General features: G+C 70.5%; 17 protein-coding genes, 1 other RNA gene and 1 pseudogene. 4 read left to right on the top strand and 15 right to left on the bottom strand.

What is annotated here, in order from left to right:
• Window positions 1–22 precede the first annotated feature (22 nt).
• The 9 genes and pseudogenes from dapB to hrcA form a co-directional block, all read right to left on the bottom strand.
• Window positions 23–757 carry a 4-hydroxy-tetrahydrodipicolinate reductase gene (dapB, locus tag LAJ50_RS10155; protein ID WP_138651086.1) on the bottom strand — a complete coding sequence of 245 codons (735 nt, stop codon included), beginning with the start codon at window positions 755–757 and terminating at the stop codon, window positions 23–25.
• Entirely contained in the window at window positions 754–1,959 is a 1,206-nt protein-coding gene (locus LAJ50_RS10150; RefSeq protein ID WP_138651087.1) for a PLP-dependent aminotransferase family protein, read from the bottom strand. The genes dapB and LAJ50_RS10150 overlap by 4 nt, the downstream gene beginning before the upstream one ends.
• A 184-nt stretch (window positions 1,960–2,143) precedes the next feature.
• Window positions 2,144–2,461, bottom strand: coding sequence for a GNAT family N-acetyltransferase (locus tag LAJ50_RS10145; protein ID WP_224096569.1), 318 nt, complete (start codon window positions 2,459–2,461; stop codon window positions 2,144–2,146).
• A gap of 165 nt (window positions 2,462–2,626) precedes the next feature.
• Window positions 2,627–3,730: pseudogene (locus LAJ50_RS10140) on the bottom strand (prephenate dehydrogenase); the annotation flags it as partial.
• Entirely contained in the window at window positions 3,727–4,638 is a 912-nt protein-coding gene (gene pdxY, locus LAJ50_RS10135; RefSeq protein WP_138651088.1) for a pyridoxal kinase, read from the bottom strand. The gene pdxY and the pseudogene LAJ50_RS10140, both read right to left, overlap by 4 nt.
• Window positions 4,639–4,959: 321 nt before the next feature.
• Entirely contained in the window at window positions 4,960–6,087 is a 1,128-nt protein-coding gene (gene dnaJ / locus LAJ50_RS10130) for a molecular chaperone DnaJ (protein ID WP_130551962.1), read from the bottom strand.
• Between the two features lie 163 nt (window positions 6,088–6,250).
• Window positions 6,251–8,176 (bottom strand): molecular chaperone DnaK, encoded by a 1,926-nt coding sequence (gene dnaK, locus LAJ50_RS10125; RefSeq protein ID WP_138651089.1) that lies wholly within the window; start codon window positions 8,174–8,176, stop codon window positions 6,251–6,253.
• Between the two features lie 141 nt (window positions 8,177–8,317).
• The gene (grpE, locus tag LAJ50_RS10120) at window positions 8,318–8,845 is read right to left on the bottom strand and encodes a nucleotide exchange factor GrpE (RefSeq protein WP_130551964.1); all 528 of its coding nucleotides are present in this window, start codon (window positions 8,843–8,845) and stop codon (window positions 8,318–8,320) included.
• Window positions 8,846–8,893: 48 nt separating this feature from the next.
• Window positions 8,894–9,970, bottom strand: coding sequence for a heat-inducible transcriptional repressor HrcA (gene hrcA / locus LAJ50_RS10115; RefSeq protein ID WP_130531546.1), 1,077 nt, complete (start codon window positions 9,968–9,970; stop codon window positions 8,894–8,896).
• Window positions 9,971–10,061: 91 nt separating this feature from the next.
• Here hrcA and recN point away from each other — a divergent pair, with 91 nt between their 5' ends.
• On the top strand, window positions 10,062–11,729 hold the full coding sequence (gene recN / locus LAJ50_RS10110) for a DNA repair protein RecN (RefSeq protein WP_138651090.1): 1,668 nt from the start codon (window positions 10,062–10,064) through the stop codon (window positions 11,727–11,729).
• Between the two features lie 636 nt (window positions 11,730–12,365).
• Here recN and fur read toward each other — a convergent pair.
• Entirely contained in the window at window positions 12,366–12,770 is a 405-nt protein-coding gene (gene fur / locus LAJ50_RS10105; protein WP_130522640.1) for a ferric iron uptake transcriptional regulator, read from the bottom strand.
• Between the two features lie 116 nt (window positions 12,771–12,886).
• On the opposite strand from fur, the gene bamE reads away from it, so the two are divergent.
• Complete coding sequence (bamE, locus tag LAJ50_RS10100) at window positions 12,887–13,282, top strand: outer membrane protein assembly factor BamE (RefSeq protein WP_130551967.1); 396 nt, start codon at window positions 12,887–12,889, stop codon at window positions 13,280–13,282.
• 21 nt (window positions 13,283–13,303) lie between these two features.
• On the opposite strand, the gene LAJ50_RS10095 is transcribed toward bamE, so the two are convergent.
• Entirely contained in the window at window positions 13,304–13,558 is a 255-nt protein-coding gene (locus LAJ50_RS10095) for an RnfH family protein (RefSeq protein ID WP_130551968.1), read from the bottom strand.
• Window positions 13,559–13,562: 4 nt separating this feature from the next.
• Window positions 13,563–13,991: a type II toxin-antitoxin system RatA family toxin gene (locus LAJ50_RS10090; protein ID WP_130551969.1), complete on the bottom strand. Its 429-nt coding sequence runs from the start codon at window positions 13,989–13,991 to the stop codon at window positions 13,563–13,565.
• A gap of 72 nt (window positions 13,992–14,063) precedes the next feature.
• Here LAJ50_RS10090 and smpB point away from each other — a divergent pair, with 72 nt between their 5' ends.
• Window positions 14,064–14,558 (top strand): SsrA-binding protein SmpB, encoded by a 495-nt coding sequence (gene smpB / locus LAJ50_RS10085; RefSeq protein ID WP_130518223.1) that lies wholly within the window; start codon window positions 14,064–14,066, stop codon window positions 14,556–14,558.
• Between the two features lie 63 nt (window positions 14,559–14,621).
• Here the strand turns inward: smpB and LAJ50_RS10080 are convergent, their stop codons facing one another.
• Window positions 14,622–16,943: a S8 family peptidase gene (locus tag LAJ50_RS10080; RefSeq protein WP_224096568.1), complete on the bottom strand. Its 2,322-nt coding sequence runs from the start codon at window positions 16,941–16,943 to the stop codon at window positions 14,622–14,624.
• 280 nt (window positions 16,944–17,223) lie between these two features.
• Here LAJ50_RS10080 and ssrA point away from each other — a divergent pair.
• Window positions 17,224–17,577, top strand: a transfer-messenger RNA (tmRNA) gene (gene ssrA, locus LAJ50_RS10075).
• 270 nt (window positions 17,578–17,847) lie between these two features.
• Here ssrA and LAJ50_RS10070 read toward each other — a convergent pair.
• Both LAJ50_RS10070 and LAJ50_RS10065 read right to left on the bottom strand, forming a co-directional pair.
• Window positions 17,848–19,101, bottom strand: a complete 1,254-nt coding sequence (locus tag LAJ50_RS10070) for an AGE family epimerase/isomerase (protein WP_130551971.1) — start codon at window positions 19,099–19,101, stop codon at window positions 17,848–17,850.
• Between the two features lie 8 nt (window positions 19,102–19,109).
• Complete coding sequence (locus tag LAJ50_RS10065) at window positions 19,110–20,105, bottom strand: carbohydrate kinase (RefSeq protein ID WP_130551972.1); 996 nt, start codon at window positions 20,103–20,105, stop codon at window positions 19,110–19,112.
• Between the last annotated feature and the right edge of the window lie 101 nt (window positions 20,106–20,206).

The following is a 20,206-nucleotide window of genomic DNA, read 5'->3' as shown; positions in this document are numbered from 1 at the left end:
ACGCGGCGGCCGCGGCACCGCTTCAGTCCAGCAGATCGCGCACGCGATACAGCCCCGGCGGCCGGTCGTTGAGCCGCTGCGCGGCATGCAGCGCGCCGCGGGCGAAGATGTCGCGGTTGGTGGCGCGATGGGTCAGTTCCACCCGCTCGCCCAGGCCGGTGAACTGGACCAGGTGCTCGCCGACGATGTCGCCGGCGCGCAGGCTGGCGTAGCGCGGCGTGGCGCCGGCCAGTTCGGCGCCCTGCCCCAGGGTCAGCGCGGTGCCGGACGGGGCGTCCTGCTTGTGGATGTGGTGGGACTCGACGATGTCGCAGTCCCAGCCGGGCAGCGCGGCGGCGGCGCGTTCGACCAGTTCGGCCAGCACGGCCACGCCCAGGCTGAAGTTGGAGGCCCACACCGCGGGGATGACGCCGGCGGCCTGCTGCAGCGCGGCGCGCTGGCCCTCGGACAGCCCGGTGGTGCCCGAAACCAGCGCCGCCCTGCGCTCCACGCACAGCGCCAGGATCGGGTCGAACCCTTCCGGCAGGCTGAAGTCGATGGCCACGTCGAACACCGGCGTGCCGGACAGCTCGCTGGCGGCGAAGTACGCCACGCCGTCGACCACGCGCGTGGTCGGCGGGCGATGGGTCACCGCGGCCACGACCTGCAGCGCGGGCTCGCCGGCAGCCAGCCGCAGCAGCGCCTGGCCCATGCGGCCCGACGCACCGTGGATCAGCACCCGCAGCGGCGGGCTCGTGCGATCGCCCTTCACCGTCATGCCGCCGCGGCGGCCGGCAGCGCGGCGATGGCCTCGGACACCAGTTCGCCCAGGATCTTCATGCCGGCCTCGATCTTCTCGCCCGGGACAGTCACGAACGACAGGCGCAGCGTGTTGATCTGCGGATCGGTGGCGTAGAACGGCGCGCCCGGCACGAAGGCGACGTTGCGCGCGATCGCCTTGGCCAGCAGCGCGGTGGTGTCGATGCCGTGCGGCAGGGTCACCCAGACGAACATGCCGCCCTGCGGCCGCGTCCAGTGCGCCTGCGCCGGGAAGTAGCGATCGAGCGCATCGAGCATCAGCTGGCACTGGCGCGCGTAGAGGTCGCGGATGGTCGGGATGTGCTCGTCCAGGAAGCCATCGCGGACGGTCTCATAGACGATGCGCTGGCTGAAGGACGGCGTGTGCAGGTCGGCGGCCTGCTTGGCCTGGACCAGCTTGGCGAACAGCGGCTCGGGCGCTACCACATAGCCCAGGCGCAGGCCCGGGGCCAGCACCTTGGAGAACGAGCCCATGTAGATCCCGCCCTCGGGGTTGAGCGAAAGCAGGCTGGGCAGGTGCTCGCCGCCGTAGCTCAGCTCGCCGTAGGGATCGTCCTCGACCACCGGCACGCCGGCGGCCAGCGCGGTGGCGACCAGCGCCTTGCGCCGGGCCAGCGGCAGGCGCTTGCCGGTGGGGTTCTGGAAGTTGGGCAGGCAGTACATGAAGCGCGCGCCGTCCAGCAGCGCGGGCGTGAGCGCGTCGACATCGATGCCGTCCTCGTCCGACGGCATGCCGGCGAAGGCCGGGGCAAACAGCGAGAAGGACTGCAGCGCGCCCAGGTAGCTGGGCGTTTCCACCAGCACCTTGCTGCCCTCGTCGATCAGTGTCTTGCCGAGCAGGTCCAGGCCCTGCTGCGAGCCGGTGACGATCAGCACGCGGCTGGCCGGTACCGGCGCGCCGGCGGCGGCCAGGCGCTGCGCCACCCACTCGCGCAGCGGTCCGTAGCCCTCGGTCGGGCCGTATTGCAGCGCGGCCTGCGGCGCCTCGGTGAGCACCTTGTCTGTGGCCGCGCGCATGCGCTCGACCGGGAAGGTCGACGCTGCCGGCAGCCCGCCGGCGAAGGAGATGACCTCCGGGCGCTCGGTCACTTTGAGGATTTCGCGGATCGCCGAGCTGGTCAGGGCCAGGGCGCGCTTGGACAGGGTGATCTGGGTGCTCATGCCGCCAAGGATACCGCGCGCGCCACCGCCGCATCCCGCTGCGGCGCGGGAAGGCGCTGGCGGGCGCGGGCCTTCAGGCTGGCGAAAAATCCGCCAATGCGGGAGCGCGCCTTGCGCGGCGCGCCTGGGCGCCAGTTGTCCACAGGGTTGTGCCGCCGGTCATCCACAGGCGATGTGGAAAACCTCAGCCGTGCGGCAGGCGCATGTGGAACTCGTGCGCGTCCTCACCCTCGACCACGAAGCCCAGCCGTTCGTACAGGCCGCGCGCCGGATTGGCCTTGAGCACATGCAGGGTGACGTCCTTGCCGGCGGCGCGCGCCTGCTCGATGTACTCCTCCAGCAGCGCCCGGCCCAGGCCCTGCCCCTGCAGTTGGGGCGCGAGCTGGATCTGCATCACCACATAGTCCGGCCCGCTGCGATCGAGCTTGAGCAGGCCGACGAGGCGCCCCTCGCGCAGCAGCACCTGCGCATGCTGGTAGCCATTCAACAGGCGGGCCAGCATGCTGCCGGGCGAGGTGTCCGCGCCGGAGGCCCGCATGTGCTCGCGCATGGTCGCCTCGCGCAGGGCCAGCAGCGCCGGCACGTCGTCCGGCGTGGCCGCGCGCCGCTGCAGCGAGGCGGCCAGGCGCCGCGCCGGCGACAGCGCCGGGATCGACGACGCCGCGTCGAGCACGCGGCCGATGCCGCTGGCATCGACCTCGGCCGCCGCCCGCGCCAGCGCGCCCAGGTCGACGTCCGCGTCGAAGCCGAGCCGGAAGTGCAGTTCGCCCGCCGGATTGCGCAGCGAATGCAGCGAGGCGATGCTCACCCCGTGGCGCTCGAACACGTGCAGCAGCGCCCGCAGCGAGCCGGGCTGGTCCAGCGGCAGATGCACCGACAGGCTGCGCGCCTCGGCCAGGTCGGCCAGCAGATAGCCGATGCGCTCGAAGCGGTAGTTGCCCTCGGCCAGCGCCGTGGCGCCGATGGCGGCCTTGTTGGCGGCCAGCACGTCCTGGCGGAACCCGCCGCGCGCGGCCTCATCGCCCTGCCCGACCAGATCGCGCAACCGCGTGACCTCCTCGACCAGCGTGTCCAGCACCTGCGGCACGTGGGGGTTGCCGAACTGGATGTCCTCGTAGATGGCCGGATTGAGCGCCAGGATGCGCGCGATCATCGCGCCGTCCATCTCGAAGGACGCCGAGCGATACGGGAACAGGTCGGCCAGCGACCCCACGTGTTCGGCATGGCGGCGCAGCACGCCGGCCTGGGCCAGGTGGGTGGCGTGGACGAGCGCCTGCACCAGCGCCATGACCTGATCGTGGTGCTCGGGCGTGGTGCGCACGCACTGGGCCTGCAGCGCGTCGAGCAGCCGCTGCAGCCAGGGCCGCCAGGCTTGCAGGCGCGCCTCGCACACCACCATCGACCGCCCCTTGAGCGTGGGCGACTTGGGCGGCGCGGTCATCGGGTGCAGGCCGACGACCTCGGCCCGCGAGGCGAGCATCGCGGCGACCGGGCCGGTCTTGATCGAGGTCAGGTCGATCCACAGCTGCCCGGCCTCGCGCCCGCCCGCCAGGCGCACGTAGTCGCCGATGACCTGCTCGGTGATGCGGATCGGCGCGCTGAACACCAGCACCTGGGCCTGTTCGATCAGCGCCTGCGGCGTGTGCGAGGCGGGATCGGCCGGATCCTGGCCGATGACGCGCACGCCCAGGTGCCGCTCGAGGAAGGCGCCGAGCCAGCGGCCGTAGGCGCCGGCGCTGCCGACGATGCCGACGCAGGACACCGCGCTCATGCCAGCCGCTGCGCGGGGAAGCGCGCCGGGGTGGCCAGCGCCGCGGGCGCGGCGACGTGCACGTCCAGTTCCTCCACGCCCGCGGCCAGGGTGGCCTCCAGCGCGGCATGCACGCCGGCCAGCGCGCTGCCGATCGCGTGCTCGAGCGGCTCGCCGCGCAGATGCAGGCCCAGGGTCAGCGCGACCAGCACATCGCCGGTGCCGGCCACGTCCACCGGCAGCCACGGCGTGGCCCAGCGATACACCGCCTCGCGCCCGACCAACAGCGTGACCAGCTCGCCCGGCGCGCCCTCGACACTGTGCACCAGCGCCCATTGCGGCCCGCGCGCCAGCAGCTGGCGCGCAGCGGCCAGCGCATCGTCCTGCGCCAGGCTGGGCAGCCCGGTCAGGCGGCCCAGCTCGAACGCGTTGGGCGTGACCAGCCATGCGCGTGGCAGCAGGCGTTCGACGAAGACCGTCTCCAGCGCCGGTTCGACATAAGGGCCGGTATGGGTGTCGCCGATCACCGGATCGAGCACGTAGCGCAGCGCCGGGGCCTGCGCCTGCGTGCGCTCCAACCAATCGGCGAAGACCACACCGTTGGCCAGGCTGCCGAAGTAGCCCGACACCAGGGCGCGGGCGCGCTGCGGCAGGCCGCGCTCGCTGGCGCCGAGCAGCAGATCGGTTAACCACTGCGCCGGCAGTATGTGGCCGCGCAGGGTCGGATAGAAGGGCGTGTTGCTGAGCAGCGTGGTCGGCACCTCGGCCACCCGCAGGCCGAGCGCGCGCAGCGGCGGCGCGGCGGCGCTGTTGCCGGCATGGCCGTAGACCAGCTGTGACTGCACGGTCAGGACATCGACCGGCGCCGGCCCTTCCGGGCGCTGGCGGCGGCCGTGGACCAGGTGGCTTTCGCGCGTGTTCTGGGTCATGCGCGCATTGTAAGTGGGTGGTGGGGTGGGGATTCGGGATTCGGGATTCGGGATTGAAGCGTCCCCCACGCATCGCCAGCTCCTGCTCCCTCCCTTGCGCGCAGCGCAGGGGAGCTCGAGCGCGCGACTAGCGCTTGAGGGGGGGGGTGCTTTCGCTGTCGCCTGTGCTTTTGCGGAAAGGCAAAAGCAAAAGCACCCCTCCCCGGCCCTCCCCTGCGCTGCGCGCAAGGAGGGGGGCGGATCAGGGCGCTTTGCGGGTTCCGATGGATGCAGGGATGGCGCGGAAGCGCTGCGTCGGCGAGCCGACTCAGGACTCCAGGCTCAGGACGTCATCCGGTCCCAGAACCCTCTGACGCCGTCCAGGAACGTCGCCGACTTGGGCGAATGCTTGCGCGCGTCCTCGCCGACGAAGGTGGCCTCGAACTGCTCGAGCAGCTCGCGCTGCCGCGCGGTCAGGTTGACCGGGGTCTCGACCACGACCTTGCAGAACAGATCGCCGGTGGCGCGGCTGCGCACCGACTTGACGCCCTTGCCGCGCAGGCGGAACAGCTTGCCGGTCTGGGTCTCGGCCGGGACGCGGATTTCGGCCTCGCCGCCCAGGGTCGGCACGCGCACGGTGTCGCCCAGCGCGGCCTGCGAGATGCGGATCGGCACGTCGCAGTGCAGATCGTCGCCGTCGCGCTGGAAGATGGCGTGCTCGCGCACGCGCACCTCCACGTACAGGTCGCCCGGCGGGGTGCCGGTCGGGCCGGCCTCGCCCTCGCCGGCCAGGCGGATGCGATCGCCGGTGTCCACGCCGGCCGGGATCTTGACCGACAGCACGCGCTCCTCCTCCACGCGCCCGGCGCCATGGCAGACGCGGCAGGGGTTGCGGATGATCTGGCCGCGGCCGTCGCAGTGCGGGCAGGCCTGCTGCATGGTGAAGATGCCGCGCTGCATGCGCACCTGGCCGCGGCCGCCGCAGGTGGTGCAGGTCTCGACCTTGCCGTCTTCCGAACCGCTGCCGTGGCAGGGCTCGCACACGGCCATGGTCGGGATCTCGATGCGCTTCTCGACCCCGGCCACGGCCTCTTCCAGGTCCAGCTCCATCACATAGCCGATGTCGGCGCCGCGACGGGCCTGCCGCGCGCCGCCGGCGCCACCGAAGATGTTGCCGAAGATGTCGCCGAAGATATCGCCCATGTCCGGCCCGCCGAAGCCGGCACCGCCGCCGCCCATGCCATGCTCGAAGGCCGCATGGCCATGCTGGTCGTACAGGCGGCGCTTGCCGCCGTCGGACAGCACCTCGTAGGCCTCCTTGCACTCCTTGAACATCACCTCGGCGGTGTGGTCGCCGGGATTGCGGTCGGGGTGGTACTTCATCGCGCAGCGGCGATAGGCCTTCTTCAGTTCCTCGTCGCTGGCGTTGCGGGCCACGCCCAGGACTTCGTAATAGTCACGCTTACTCATAGGCGGGGATCGGGGATTCGGGAATCGGGATTCGTTAAAGGCAAAAGCGGAGAGATCCTGTCTCTTCCGCTTTTATGCACCGCAGATGGGACAAGGATCGGCAGGCGGGGATCCGCAGGCCAAGGCCTTTGCGAATCCCCAATCCCCAATCCCGAATCCCGGCTTACTTCTTGTCGTCCTTGACCTCGGTGAACTCGGCGTCGACCACGTCGTCGGCCGCACCGCGGGCCTGCTGGGCACCGGCGTCCGAACCCGGAGCACCCTGCTCGCCCGCCGCGGCGGCGGCGTACAGCGACTGCCCGGCCTCTTCCAGCGCCTTGGAGCGCGCCTCGATCTGGGCCTTGTCGTCGCCCTTCATCGCCGTTTCCAGGTCGGCCAGCGCGGCCTCGACCTTGCCGATCACATCGCCGCCGACCTTGGCACCGTGCTCGGTGATCGCCGTGCGGGTCGCGTGGATCAGCGCGTCGGCCTGGTTGCGGGCGCCGACCAGCTCCTGGAACTTCTTGTCCTCGTCGCGATGCGCCTCGGCATCGGCGACCATGCGCTGGATCTCCTCGTCGGACAGGCCCGAACCGGCCTTGATCTCGACCTTCTGCTCCTTGTTGGTCTTCTTGTCCTTGGCCGACACGTGCAGGATGCCGTTGGCGTCGATGTCGAAGGACACCTCCACCTGCGGCAGGCCGCGCGGGGCCGGCTCGATGCCGGACAGGTCGAAGCGGGCCAGCGACTTGTTGAAGCGGGCCTGCTCGCGCTCACCCTGCAGCACGTGCACGGTCACGGCCGACTGGTTGTCCTCGGCGGTGGAGAAGGTCTGCGAGGCCTTGGTCGGGATGGTGGTGTTCTTCTCGATGATCTTGGTGAACACGCCGCCCAGGGTCTCGATGCCCAGCGACAGCGGGGTCACGTCCAGCAGCAGCACGTCCTTGACGTCGCCGGCCAGCACGCCGCCCTGGATCGCGGCGCCCAGCGCCACGGCCTCGTCGGGGTTGACGTCCTTGCGCGGCTCCTTGCCGAAGAACTCGGCCACGGCCGACTGCACCTTGGGCATGCGGGTCTGGCCGCCGACCAGGATCACCTCGCTGATGTCGCTGGCACGCAGGCCGGCGTCGTTGAGCGCGGTGCGGCACGGCTCGATCGACTTCTTGATCAGGTCGTCGACCAGGGCCTCCAGCTTAGCGCGGGTCAGCTTGATGTTCAGGTGCTTGGGACCGGAGGCATCGGCGGTGACGTACGGCAGGTTGACCTCGGTCTGCTGCGAGGAGGACAGCTCGATCTTGGCGCGCTCGGCGGCGTCCTTCAGACGCTGCAGAGCCAGCGGGTCCTTGCGCAGGTCGATGCCCTGGTCCTTGTTGAACTCGTCCACCAGATAGTCGATGACGCGCGCGTCGAAGTCCTCGCCACCCAGGAAGGTGTCGCCGTTGGTGGCCAGCACTTCGAACTGCTTCTCACCGTCGACGTTGGCGATCTCGATGATCGACACGTCGAAGGTGCCGCCGCCCAGGTCGTACACGGCAACCTTGCGGTCCTTGGTGTCGCCCTTGTCCAGGCCGTAGGCCAGGGCCGCGGCGGTGGGCTCGTTGATGATGCGCTTGACGTCCAGCCCGGCGATGCGGCCGGCGTCCTTGGTCGCCTGGCGCTGGCTGTCGTTGAAGTAGGCCGGCACGGTGATGACCGCCTCGGTGACCTTCTCGCCCAGGAAGTCCTCGGCGGTCTTCTTCATCTTCTCCAGCACGCGGGCGGAGATCTCCTGCGGGGCCATCTTCTTGCCGTCGGCGGTGGCCACCCAGGCATCGCCGTTGTCGTGGGCCAGGATGGTGTACGGCACCAGGTCTAGGTCCTTCTTGACTTCGGCGTCGGTGAACTTGCGGCCGATCAGGCGCTTGACCGCGTAGAAGGTGTTCTTGGGATTGGTGACCGCCTGGCGCTTGGCCGAGGCGCCGACCAGGACTTCGCCGTCCTTGGTGTAGGCCACGATCGAAGGCGTGGTGCGGTCGCCCTCGGAATTCTCGATGACGCGGGCCTTGCCGCCCTCCATGATCGCCACGCACGAGTTGGTCGTGCCGAGGTCGATGCCGATGATCTTGCCCATGATGTGACTCCGTTAGGAAGCGTGGTTGTCGGGGTGTGGCGGGCGGATCGCGCCTGCCGATGAACCCGATATAGGGATGTGATGGTGGGCTTCAAGCGCCCATGGAACACAAAATCTCGATCCGGACAGGGCCGGACGGGGTCAGTCGTGGCGCGCCACGACCACCAGGGCCGGGCGCAGCAGGCGGCCGCCGAGCAGGTAGCCCTTCTGGAACACCTGCAGCACGCTGCCCGGCGCGGCGCCGTTGGCATCGGCCTGGCTGATGGCCTGGTGGTGCTCGGGATCGAAGGGCTTGCCGACCGGGTCGAGGACGGTCAGGCCGTTGTCGTCGGCGACCTTGAGCAGCTGCTTCTGGGTCAGCTCCAGGCCGTCGCGCAGCGGGCTGGGCTCGGTGCCTGCGGCGGTCAGGCCGGCGTCCAGGCTGTCGAACACGGGCAGCAGCTGGTTCAGCAGCTTCTCGTTGGCGAACTTGCGGGCGTTGTCGACGTCGCGGGCCACGCGCTTGCGCTGGTTCTCAAGGTCCGCGCGCTCAAGCAGGACCGAAGCGCGCAGCTGGTCCAGTTCGTTGCGCAGGGTCTGCAGTTCGGCCTGCAGCAGCTCCTCGGTGGAAGCCTGGGCGTCGGGGTGCGCGGCGGCCTGGTCGCCGCCCGGATGTTCGTTGGAAGTCATGTCTCTCGTTTTCCGTCCTGGCGGTCGCATGTCCGCCGCAAGCCCCACCTATGGGGTCGGCGCGGACGGATTCAAGTCATCGCCGGGACGCAGCATTGCCGCGCCGAGCGCATCGGCCGCCGCCTGCACCACCGGAATCACGGTCTGGTAGGCCATGCGCGAGGGCCCGATCACGCCCAGCACGCCCAGCACCTGGCCGCTGGCCTGGGCCCGGTACGGGGCGGCCACCAGCGACATGCCATCCAGCGGCGCCAGGCCGGTCTCCTCGCCGATGAAGATGCGCACGCCCGGCGCGTTCATGGTGCGCTCCAGCAGCTGCAGGATCTCGCGCTTGCGGGCGAAGGCTTCGAACAGCTCGCGCAGGCGGTCCAGGTCGGACAGGTCCTGCACGCCCATCAGCCGGGTCTGCCCGGCCAGCACCATGTCGTCGTCGGAAGGGGTCAGCGCATGGTCGGCCAGCTCGACCGCGTGGGCCAGCAGGCCCTCCATCTCCGAGCGCGCCGCGCGCAGTTCGCGCAGCAGCGTGGCGCGGATGTCGGCGATCGGGCGGCCGGCGAAATGGTGGTTGAGGTAGTTGGCCGCGCGCTCCAGCTCGGACGGGTCGAAGCTGCGCCGCGGCTCGATCACCCGGTTCTGCACCTCGCTGTCGGCGAACACCACGATCGCCAGCACCCGGCGCCCGTCCAGCGGCACGAAGTCGATGTGGCGGAAGGCGAACTGCTCGCGCCGCGGCGCCCCGACCACGCCGACGAAGCGGGTCATGGCCGACAGCAGCTCGGAGGCGTTGCCCAGCAGCGCCTGGGTCCCGGTGCCGGCCGGCAGCTCGGCCCGCAGGCGCGCGACCTCGCGCTCGGCCAGCGGCTGCATCTGCACCAGGCTGTCGACGAACACCCGGTAGCCCTGCGGGGTGGGAATGCGCCCGGCCGAGGTATGCGGCGAGGCCAGCAGCCCGGCGTCCTCCAGGTCGGCCAGGATGTTGCGGATCGTGGCCGGGCTGACGTCCAGCCCGGCGTGCTGGGCCAGCGTGCGCGAGCCGACCGGCTCGCCATCCTGGATGTAGCGGGCGATCAGGGTGCGCAGCAGCTGCCGCGAGCGCGCATCGAGGTCCGGACTTGAGGGCTTCATGAGGCGTTAGATAGCGCCCCGCCGCCTGCCTTGCAACCGGCGCGCGCGCGTCTCAACCGGTGCGCCGGCTGCCCCTACAATGCCGGTCACTATGCTCCGACACCTGACCATCAAGGACTTCGCCGTGGTGCGCGCCACGGACCTGGAATTCGGCCCCGGCATGACGGTGATCTCCGGCGAGACCGGCGCCGGCAAGTCGCTGCTGGTCGACGCGCTGGGCTTCCTGTCCGGCGCGCGCGCCGACGCCGGCGTGGTCCGCCACGGCGCCCAGCGCGCCGAGCTGTCGGCCGAGTTCGACCTGGCGCCGGCCGCCCCTGCCCTGCACTGGCTGGCCGAGCACGCCCTGGACGAGGCCGGCGCCTGCCAGCTGCGCCGGGTCCTGCGCGCCGACGGCGGCTCGCGCGCCTGGATCAACGGCCGCGCGGTGCCGGTCTCGCAGCTGGCCGAACTGGCCGGCCTGCTGGTGGAGATCCACGGCCAGCACGAGCACCAGGCGCTGCTGTCCAAGCCGCGCCAGCTGGACCTGCTGGACGCCTTCGCCGGCAGCGCGCCGCAGCTGGCCAAGGTGCGCCAGGCCGCGGCCGCCTGGTCGGCGCTGCTGGCCGAGCGCGAGCGGCTGACCGCGCAGGGCGATGTCTCCGACCGGCTCAACTACCTGCAGCACCAGCTCGACGAGCTGCGCGCCGAGGACCTCGGCCTGGAGGCCATCGAGGCCCTGTCCCAGCAGCACCGCCGCCAGGCCCACGCCTCCAGCCTGATCCAGGCCTGCGAGGACGGCCTGGCACGGCTGTCGGGCGACGAGGGCCCCTCGGCCAGCCGCCTGCTGCTGCAGACCCGCGCCGAACTGGCGCGCGTGCTCAGCCACGAACCGCGCCTGGGCGAGGTCGACAGCCTGCTGGACAGCGCCCAGATCCAGCTGCAGGAAGCCCTCGCCCTGCTCAACCAGGTCCGCGACGACCTGGACGTGGACCCGGTCCAGTTCGAGCGCGCCGAGCGCCGCCTGGGCCGTTTGCACGACCTGGCCCGCAAGCACCGCGTCGCGCCCGAACAGCTCGACGAGGTCGCCACCCGCATCGAACAGGAACTGGACGGCCTGCGCGGCGCCGGCGAGCGCCTGGCCGGCCTGAACGCCGAGATCGAAGCCGCCCGCCAGGCCTGGAAGGCCGCCGCCGCGGCCTTGACCAAGGTCCGCACCAAGGCCGCGGCCAGCCTGGCCAGGCAGGCCAGCGCCCTGATCGGCGAACTGGGCATGGGCGGCGGCAAGCTGGAGGTCCAGCTCGAACCCGTCGACGCCGAGCGCCCCGACGCCCAGGGCGCCGAGCGGGTCGAACTGCTGGTGGCGGCCAACGCCGGCCAGCCGCCGCGGCCGCTGCGCAAGGTGGCCTCCGGCGGCGAGCTCTCGCGCATCTCGCTGGCCATCGAGGTGGCCGCGCTGGGCTCCGACGCGGTGCCGACCATGGTGTTCGACGAGGTCGACTCGGGCATCGGCGGCGCGGTGGCCGACATCGTCGGCAAGAAGCTGCGCGACCTGGGCCGCGCGCGCCAGGTGCTGTGCGTGACCCACCAGCCGCAGGTCGCCGCCCAGGGCCACGCCCACTACCGCGTCAGCAAGGCGCCGGTGGACGGCATGACCCAGTCCTCGGTTGAGTCCCTCGACGCCGACGCGCGCCGCGAAGAGCTCGCCCGCATGCTCGGCGGCGTCCAGGTCAGCGCCGAGGCGCGCGCCGCCGCCGGCAAGCTGCTCGAAGCGGTCGACTGACGCGCCCCTGGATGCGGCCAGGAAAAGTGGGTTCTTCGCCTTAAGTGAGGGCGCGGGCTGATCGACGCGATGAGCCGGCGTGGCGAAAAGCCGACTCCGCCGACCAGTCGCCCCCCGCCGGGCGCGGCGTCTCGGCCAGGTCCCCACCTACGGCTGGCTCCGGGCTGGAAGCGGCTTGACCGCACCTCATGCTTCGGTGGGAGCCCCTATGGCGGCGATGAGGCCTTCCCGGTAGAGCCCATCGCCGCCATGGCGGCTCCCCCGGGAGAATGGGGTCGGCATTCCGCAAGGACTGATTGCACCTGACGCGGCACGCGCACCGTCCAGGCTCGCGCTCGACCTAACCGGCCAGGCCGAGGCCAGCGGCTGACGAAGCAGGACTCCGTTCGGGGTTCGACCCGAAGTCCCCGACATGAAGTGCGCGGCAGCGGGCCGGCAGGCGGTGACCGTGACGAGCGAGACAGGACGCCGAGCGCCCTAATCGGGTCAGGATGCCCTGATGGAGGGAAAAACGGACGCCGCCCGCCGGACCGCTGCCCTTCCGAGGCCGCAGCGCCCGGGAGAGGCGCCCCCAATCGAGAACGACCAAAAAAAAGGCCGGGATGCCCCGGCCTTCAAACCCATCCCGCAGGCGGCTTACTTGCGCTTCTTGCGCACGTACAGCACCAGCGAGTGTTCCTCGATCTCGTAACCGTGCTCGGCGGCGATCTTCTCCTGCAGCGCCTCGATCTCGTCGCTGGAGAACTCGATGACCTTGCCGGTATCGATGTCGACCATGTGGTCGTGGTGTTCGCCGCGGTCCAGCTCGTAGACGGCCTGGCCGCCCTCGAAGTTGTGCTTCAGCACCAGGCCGGCGGCCTCGAACTGGGTCAGCACCCGGTAGACCGTGGCCAGGCCGATCTCATCGCCCACGCCCATCAGCGCGCGGTAGATGTCCTCGGCGGTCATGTGGCGCGGCTTGGCTTCTTCCAGCAGCGCCAGGATGCGCAGGCGCGGATGCGTGACCTTCAGGCCGACCTTGCGCAGATCGAGCGATTCCATCGTAGGGCTCCCATTCATTGGCGGTTTAACGCCAGCTGCCTTGCGGTTGGGTCGCGGCGATGCGGCGCAGTGTATCATCGGCGTGCTTGTTCCCGACCTTCGCAGACCCGTCCTTCATGCGCAAATTCCTGCTTATCGCCGCCCTTGGCCTGGCCACTTCCGGTTGCGGCATCATCTACAAGCAGCCGATCTACCAGGGCAACCTGCTGCGCCAGCAGGACGTGGACAAGCTGGCCGTGGGCCAGAGCAAGCAGCAGGTCCTGGCCCTGCTGGGCACCCCGTCGGTGGCCGACCCCTTCCATGCCCAGCGCTGGGACTACACCGCCACCGAGCGCACCGACCGCCTGGGCCGCACCCAGATGAAGAACTTCACCGTGTTCTTCGATGGCGATGCGGTCAGCAAGTGGGAAGGCGACTACTTCCCCAACCAGGACGAGGAACTGGCCCGCAACAGCATGCGCCAGTTCGGCCCCAACCTGGCCAAGGACAAGAAGAAGAAAGGCGGCGGCTGATCCGCGCCTGAGCGCATCGCCCTAGGGCGTCGCCGCGCGGCGCCGGCGGGCGTCCTTCGGATCGACCTGCAGCGGGCGCAGCAGCTCCACCCGATCGCCCGCGTGCAATGGCGTCTGCGGCGTGGCCTGCACGCCGAACACCGCCACGCCCGTGGCCTGGTCCTGGCCTTGTAGCCGGGCCTCGCGCAGCGCATCGGCCACGCAGGCGCCCTCGGGCAGGTCCAGCGTCGCGGCGCGGTAATGCCGCGGCCAGGCCAGCACCACCTCGATCTTCATCGCCTCAATCGCCGCGGTCGGCGGTGCGCACGAAATCGTCCACCATGCGATCGGCCAGGCTCTGGAACCCCAGCGTGAACGCCGGCCCCAGCAGGCGGCTGGACGGTTCGAACTCCAGCGTCAGGCTGACCTTGCTGGTGCCCTCGCCCAGCGCCTGGAACTCCCACAGCCCGTGCAGCCTGCGGAACGGACCATCCTTGAGCTGCATGTCGATGCGCCGCGGGCGCTCGAGCGTGTTCTCGGTGGTGAACCAGGTGCGCAGCGCGCCCAGGCCCAGGTCCAGCCGCGCCACCATGTGGTCCTCGTCGGCGGAAATCACCTCGGCCCGGTCGCACCAGCTGAAGCGGCGCGGATACGCGCGGACGTCGTTGACCAGATCGAACATGTACTCGGCCGGATGTTCGACCAGGGCGCTGCGGCGGATGGTGGGCATCGTGTAGGGGGTGCGAGGAGCGGAGAACGGGGCGGGCTCGCCCCGACCGGCTCCATCGGCGACAATGGACGGATGGCAAAGAAGTCGGACAAGGATAAAGCAAACAGCACGGGCACCATCGCGCTGAACAAGCGCGCGCGCCACGAGTACCACCTCGAACAGCGCATGGAGGCCGGATTGTCGCTGCAGGGCTGGGAGCTGAAATCGATCCGCGCCGGCCGCGCCAACATCGGCGAAAGCTACGCGGTGGTGCGTCAAGGCGAGCTGTTCCTGTTCGGCGCGCAGTTCACCCCGCTGATCCAGGCCTCCACCCACGTCGTCGCCGACGACCGCCGCACCCGCAAGCTGCTGCTGCATCGGCGCGAGATCGATTCGCTGATCGGCAAGGTCGAGCGCGACGGCTACACCCTGATCCCCACCGCGATGTACTGGAAGGGCAACAAGGTCAAGCTGGAGCTGGCGCTGGCCAAGGGCAAGCAGACCCACGACAAGCGCGCCTCGGAGAAGGACCGCGAGTGGGCGCGCGACAAGCAGCGCGTGATGCGCCGGCACAACCGCGACGCCTGAGGCCCGGCAGCCGGGGGCGGTGTTCCGCCCCGCTCTTTTCGCCAAGCGAGCGCTTCCGGCAGCCTAGGTCGCCGCCAGCATCTTGACCAGGTTGGGCACGCCGCAGCCCTGCATGTAGCGATCGCGTCCGAGGTCGGTGCAGTGCGCCATCAGCAGCGCCTTGACCCGGTCGGGCGCGCCGATGAACTCGCGCCGCACCGACAGGAAGCCGGCCACCAGCCCGGACACGTGCGGGGCGGCCATGCTGGTGCCGCTCATTTCCAGCATCCAGGTGGACGGCTCGCGCAGGCGGTAGTCGTAGTGCGCCGAGATGATCTTCTCGCCCGGGGCCACCACGTCCGGCTTGCAGCGCCCGTCGGCCGTCGGGCCCTTGGAGGAGAAGTACGACACGCCGTAGCTGTGCGGATTGGTCTTGTGCACCGATCCCACCGCGATGGCCTCCTGCAGGTTGGCCGGGTCGCCGATGGTCATGTCCATGTTGGCCGCCAGCGGCACGCCGTCCTGCTGGACCAGCCAGGCCAGGCCCTCGTTGCCGGCCGCCAGCACCACCACCACGCCCTGCCGCCACAGCCGGCGCAGCTCGTTGCACAGCGGGGTGAAGCCGCAGCCATAGCTTTCTGCATCGAACCAGCCGCCCAGGCTCAGGTTGACGCCGTGGATCACCAGCTGCCCGGCCTCGTCGTTGATCCTGGCGACCTGCTGGATCGCCTTGATGATCCACGAATCGCGCCCGCGTCCTTCATCGTCGAGCACCTTGAAGCCGTACAGCTGCGCCTGCGGCGCGATCGCGGTGAACGCGACCTTCGCTCCACCGTCCTGCCCCGGATACGGCGCGCTGCACTGCCCGGCGATGATGCCGGCCACATGCGTGCCGTGCCCGCTGCGGTCCATGTGGGTGAAGGCGCGTCCGTCCGCGCGCCGCAACAGCTTCGGCGCGCCGCGCACCGTGCAGTCCCACTGCGCCGGCACCAGGTCGCGCTTGCCGGCCTGGTAGAAGTGCGGATGGCCGGCGGCGATCCCGGTGTCCAGCACCGCCCAGCCGATGCCTTGCCCCAGCGCGTGATAGGCGCTCTGCGCGGCGTCGGCCTGGATCACGCTGCGCGAGCGGTCCAGCAGCGCCCGCTTGCCCGCGTCGCGCCATAGCCGCTTGAAGCTCAGCGCCTTGAAGTCGTTGCGCAGCGATTCGATCTCGAAACGCGTCAGCTGCGCCGACACGAAGCGGTCGAGCGTGTCCTCCAGCACGAGCTTCTCGTCCAGTGCCTCCCCCGACAGCCCGGTCTGCGGGCCGGCGAGCGCCCGGATCCGCGCCACCAGGTCCGCCTTGACCTCGGCCGGGCGCAGGCCGGAGGGCAGCTGGTCCAGTTCGATCAGCACCTCGTGCCGCGTCGCCCCACCCCTCGCCTCCATCCGGTCGGACAGGTCCTTGAGCACCACGGTGCTGGTCACCGGCTGGTCGAAGCCGGCCCCCACCACGTCGCGGACCCGGCTGCGCACCTGCGCGATGGACAGGTAGCCAGAGCCCGAATGCGGATTGCGCGGCCCGTCCGGGTTGATGCCCGGCGCGGCGTAGTTGCTGAAGCGGCCGTCGGCGCCGGCGATGTCGTCGGACAGGTCGGCATCCAGCGCGACCGGATCGCGGCGGTCGGCGACATTGAACCAGGCGCGCACGCACGGCGGGAACGGCAGCTTCTTCTGCTTGATGTCCTGCTTGAACATGCTGCGCACCGCCGGCAGCCCCAGCGGCGAGCCGATGGTCAGCAGCAGCGCGACATCGCACTGGCTGGCCTTGAGCTTGCGCAGCACCTCGTAGGCGATCATCGAGCCCTGGCTGTGGGCCACCACGACGAACGGCCCGCCGCCGGACAGCAGCCGCTCGCGCAGGCTGTCCTCCATCGCCGCGCGCCGCGCCGGGACGAAGAAGAAATCGTGCACATCCTGCAGCAGCGCGGCCGAGACCAGCCGCAGCAGGATCTCGTTCAGCCCCGACCACAGGCCGCGCGCGCCGGGACCGGCGGTGGCCTCGAGCGCCGCACCGTCCTGGACCTGGTCCAGCACCGCTTCCAGCTGGGCGCGCTGCTGCGGGGTCTGCGCCAGCGCATCGACCAGCGCATGCAGATCGCCCCCGGCCGGCGGCAGGCCGAAGGCGGACAGCACGCGCTGCTCGGCCTGGCTGATGGTCGGGCCCTCGTCGCGATCGCTGCAGGTGCCGGCCTCGGGCACCGGATAGCGCTTGCGGTCCACCCAGTAGGCCATGCGCGTGCGCTCGCCCATCGCCCGGCCGAACAGGGCCTGGTCCCACTGGCAGCGCAGCACCTCGGCCGGCGGCTTGTTGCCGATGCCGTGGATGTAGACCACGGTCATCGCCTTGCCCTGGGCGCCGGCCATGTAGCCGCTGCGCGCCAGCGGCGTCTCCGGCGGGGCGGCCGCGGCCTTGCTGGCGGCGGCGCCCTTGCGCCGGGTCGAGGACGTGGACGGGGCGGCCTTGCGGGCCGGGGGCTTGCGGGCCATGCGCGTCTCCTGCCGGGGATTTCCATGCCAACGCCGGCGCTGGGCCGGTGCGGTCAGGCCACCGCAGGCTAACCGGGCCGCGTCGCACGCCTTGTGACCGGTGTCCTGCGCCCCTACACTGGATGCATCGGAACGATCTTCCGACCCAGTTCGAACCGGGGGTGCACTGGCTTCGACGGGGGTTGCGAAATTGTCTGGTGCATGCCGAGGGGGCAGCTTTCCTCGTAAATCCAGCGGCAAAATCATAGTTGCCAACGACGACAACTACGCTCTCGCCGCTTAAGGCGTAAGCCCCGAACCCACTTGTGCCCGTGCTCGTGGATGTAGGGTCATTATCACGGAACCGGCGTTGACGGCTGCCTGTCAGTCATCGCTTAACCAAAACAGGCTGGTCCTGGGGTGCGCTTCGCACGCCGTGCTGCTCCGGGGCGAGATCCAACGGTGAGCTAAGCATGTAGTACCGGGCATGGAGTGCCTTCGGACGGGGGTTCAATTCCCCCCACCTCCACCAAACACTTGAAGGATTCAACGAGTCGGGCCGCCTGCGAGGGCGGCCTTCTTCGTTTCCGGGCCATCGCATTGAAACGCCGACTGATCGACGGGTGCTCGCTGCGGGGCAGACCTACATCGTGACCGCGGGCCCGCATCTGCAGGCCATGCCACATGGACGCCGCAACCTGGTCCTCATTCTGGCGCCGCAAGGTGCGCCGGCCATCGTCCCGGGCGGCGCCTGGCATCCGACCGGCTTCTGCGAGCGCTAGGGAAGCGACCCGGCCGCGGATCAGCCGGCGCCGTGGGTGCGCAGCTGGTCCATGACTTCGTAGCAGGCGCCCATGGTGTGGTAGTCGGTCTTGCCGGCCGGGCTCTTCTCGTCGCTGTACTTGCGGTTGTCCGCATCCAGGATGCGGTACCAGGCGCCATAGGCATGGTCGATCATGTGCGCCCACGAGAACCGCCACAGGCGGTCGTACCAGTCCCAGTAGCTCGCATCGCCCGTGCGCAGGGCGATCAGGGCGGCGGCGGCCAGGCTTTCGGCCTGCACCCAGAAGTACTTGTCGTCGTCGCAGACCTGGGTGGGTTGCTGTGCGATGTCGCCGCTGTCGGCGGGCAGCGGCGTCACCAGGGGCGCGAAGCCGTAGTACAGCCCACCGCGCTTATCGTCCCAGCTGCGCGCCACGGCGGTGTCGAACAGGTGGCGCGCGGTCGGCACCAGCCAGTCGATGCCGCCGTCCAGCTCGCGGTCCAGGATCAGCAGCAGCTTGGCCCATTCGGTCTGGTGGCCGGGCTGGAAGCCCCAGGGGCGGAACAGGTGCTTGGGATTGTCCTTGTTGTATTCCCAGTCCACGTTCCAGTCGGTGTCGTAGTGCTCCCACACCAGGCCGCCGGCCTTGGCCGCCTGGCGGCGGGTCATGTGGTCGGCCAGCAGCAGGGCGCGGTCTAGGTAGCGGCGCTCGCCGCTGGCCTGCCAGGCGGCGAGCATGGCCTCGCACATGTGCATGTTGGCGTTCTGGCCGCGGTATGGGCTGAAGTTCCAGTCGGCGTCGGCCTCGTCGCGGTACAGGCCGGGGCCGGCCTCCCAGAAGCGCTGCTCGAGCAGGTCCCAGGTCTCGTCCATCCAGCCACGCGCCTCTTCCACGCCGGCCTTCAGCCCGCAGGCGTAGGCCAGCAGCACGAAGGCCACGCCGTAGCAGTGGTTGGTGGTGTCCTCCGGCACGCCGTCGCGCAGGGTCCAGACATAGCCGCCGTTGGCCGGGTTGCGGTGCACCTGGCGCAGGTAGCGCAGGCCGTGCAGCATCGCCTCGCGGTACTCGGGAAGCTCGAACTCGCGCCAGGCCATGGCGTAGTTGAAGACGAAGCGCGTGCTGCTGACCAGGTGGCGATGGCCGGCGTCGTAGACGGTGCCGTCGTCCTTGAAGTACTGGAAGAAGCCGCCGGCCGGATCGATCGCGCGCGGGTGGTAGAAGGCCATCGTCTGCGCGATGTGGCCGCGCAGGAATTCGGTGGAGCGGAAGTCGGGTACGGGGGCAGCGTCCATCGGATTCCTCACAGCAAAGACAGGACTTCGGCGCGCGTGGGCATGGCCGCGAACGCGCCCTTGCGCGTGACCGCCAGCGCGCCGGTGGCGGTGCCGAAGCGCACGGCTTCCTCCACGCGCGTCGGGTCGGCGCAGAACGCGGTGAAGCCCTCCCCCGCTCCGCCCAGTTCGACCAGCCGCACCAGCAGCCCGCCGACGAAGGCGTCGCCGGCGGCGGTGGTGTCGCGCACCTGCACGGTGAAACCGGACACCCGGCCCTGCGCATGGCGCGTGGTCCACACCACCTCGCCCGGGCCGTCGGTGATCACCAGCAGCTCGGTGCGCCCGGCCAGCAGGCGCTGGATGACGCCGGTTTCGGCCTGCGCATCGTGGCCGGCGAGGAACTGCAGCTCCTCGCGCGAGAGCTTGACGACCTGCGCCAGCGCGAGGCCTTCCCACAGCGTGGGTGTCGGATCGACCGCCTCCGGCCACAGAGCCGGACGCAGGTTGAGATCGAAGCTCACCACTGCGCCGGCCTCGCCCGCGCGCCGCGCGCCGGCGAAGGTGGCCTGCGCGCAGTCCTCATCGGTAAGGCTGTTGGAACAGAAGTGGAAGACATCGGCGCGCGCCAGGCAGCCGGCGTCGAAGTGCTCGGCGCGGAACAGCAGGTCCGCCGCCGGCGGGCGGTAGAAGCTGAAGCTGCGTTCGCCGGATTCGTCCAGCGCCACGAAGGCCAGCGCGGTCTTGGCCTGTGCGGTGCGCACGGTGTGCGCCACGCCCACGCCGAAGCCCGCCAGCGCCTCGTGCAGGAAATCGCCGAACATGTCCTGTCCGAGCATGCCCACGAACTGGCTGTCCGCGCCCAGACGCGCCGCGGCGACGGCCACGTTCGCGGGTGCGCCGCCGGCGTACTGTTCGAAGGCACGGGGCTGGCCTTCGACCGGCGGCTGGGCCAGCAGGTCGATCAGCACTTCACCGAAGCAGACAAGCGCGGCCGGGCGGCCGGGTGGGACGTCATGCGGCATGCGGGTGGTCCGCGGAAGGAGACGGCACGATACGGGCTTTCATGATGGCCGTGCGCGTCGGCGGCGCAAGCGGCGCGCAGGTTGCGGCACGGATGTGCGCG

The organism is Pseudoxanthomonas sp. X-1 (genome assembly GCF_020042665.1).
In the GTDB taxonomy this organism is placed as follows: Bacteria; Pseudomonadota; Gammaproteobacteria; order Xanthomonadales; family Xanthomonadaceae; genus Pseudoxanthomonas_A; species Pseudoxanthomonas_A spadix_A.
Note: the sequence above shows the minus strand (reverse complement) of the source record. Positions and strands in the feature narration are given on the sequence as shown.

Coding starts and splice junctions, on each gene's coding strand:
- dapB (WP_138651086.1), bottom strand. CDS start 757: ATGACGGTGAAGGGCGATCGCACGAGCCCGCCGCTGCGGGTGCTGATC.
- LAJ50_RS10150 (WP_138651087.1), bottom strand. CDS start 1,959: ATGAGCACCCAGATCACCCTGTCCAAGCGCGCCCTGGCCCTGACCAGC.
- LAJ50_RS10145 (WP_224096569.1), bottom strand. CDS start 2,461: ATGCTGGCCCGCCTGTTGAATGGCTACCAGCATGCGCAGGTGCTGCTG.
- pdxY (WP_138651088.1), bottom strand. CDS start 4,638: ATGACCCAGAACACGCGCGAAAGCCACCTGGTCCACGGCCGCCGCCAG.
- dnaJ (WP_130551962.1), bottom strand. CDS start 6,087: ATGAGTAAGCGTGACTATTACGAAGTCCTGGGCGTGGCCCGCAACGCC.
- dnaK (WP_138651089.1), bottom strand. CDS start 8,176: ATGGGCAAGATCATCGGCATCGACCTCGGCACGACCAACTCGTGCGTG.
- grpE (WP_130551964.1), bottom strand. CDS start 8,845: ATGACTTCCAACGAACATCCGGGCGGCGACCAGGCCGCCGCGCACCCC.
- hrcA (WP_130531546.1), bottom strand. CDS start 9,970: ATGAAGCCCTCAAGTCCGGACCTCGATGCGCGCTCGCGGCAGCTGCTG.
- recN (WP_138651090.1), top strand. CDS start 10,062: ATGCTCCGACACCTGACCATCAAGGACTTCGCCGTGGTGCGCGCCACG.
- fur (WP_130522640.1), bottom strand. CDS start 12,770: ATGGAATCGCTCGATCTGCGCAAGGTCGGCCTGAAGGTCACGCATCCG.
- bamE (WP_130551967.1), top strand. CDS start 12,887: ATGCGCAAATTCCTGCTTATCGCCGCCCTTGGCCTGGCCACTTCCGGT.
- LAJ50_RS10095 (WP_130551968.1), bottom strand. CDS start 13,558: ATGAAGATCGAGGTGGTGCTGGCCTGGCCGCGGCATTACCGCGCCGCG.
- LAJ50_RS10090 (WP_130551969.1), bottom strand. CDS start 13,991: ATGCCCACCATCCGCCGCAGCGCCCTGGTCGAACATCCGGCCGAGTAC.
- smpB (WP_130518223.1), top strand. CDS start 14,064: ATGGCAAAGAAGTCGGACAAGGATAAAGCAAACAGCACGGGCACCATC.
- LAJ50_RS10080 (WP_224096568.1), bottom strand. CDS start 16,943: ATGGCCGGCGCCCAGGGCAAGGCGATGACCGTGGTCTACATCCACGGC.
- LAJ50_RS10070 (WP_130551971.1), bottom strand. CDS start 19,101: ATGGACGCTGCCCCCGTACCCGACTTCCGCTCCACCGAATTCCTGCGC.
- LAJ50_RS10065 (WP_130551972.1), bottom strand. CDS start 20,105: ATGCCGCATGACGTCCCACCCGGCCGCCCGGCCGCGCTTGTCTGCTTC.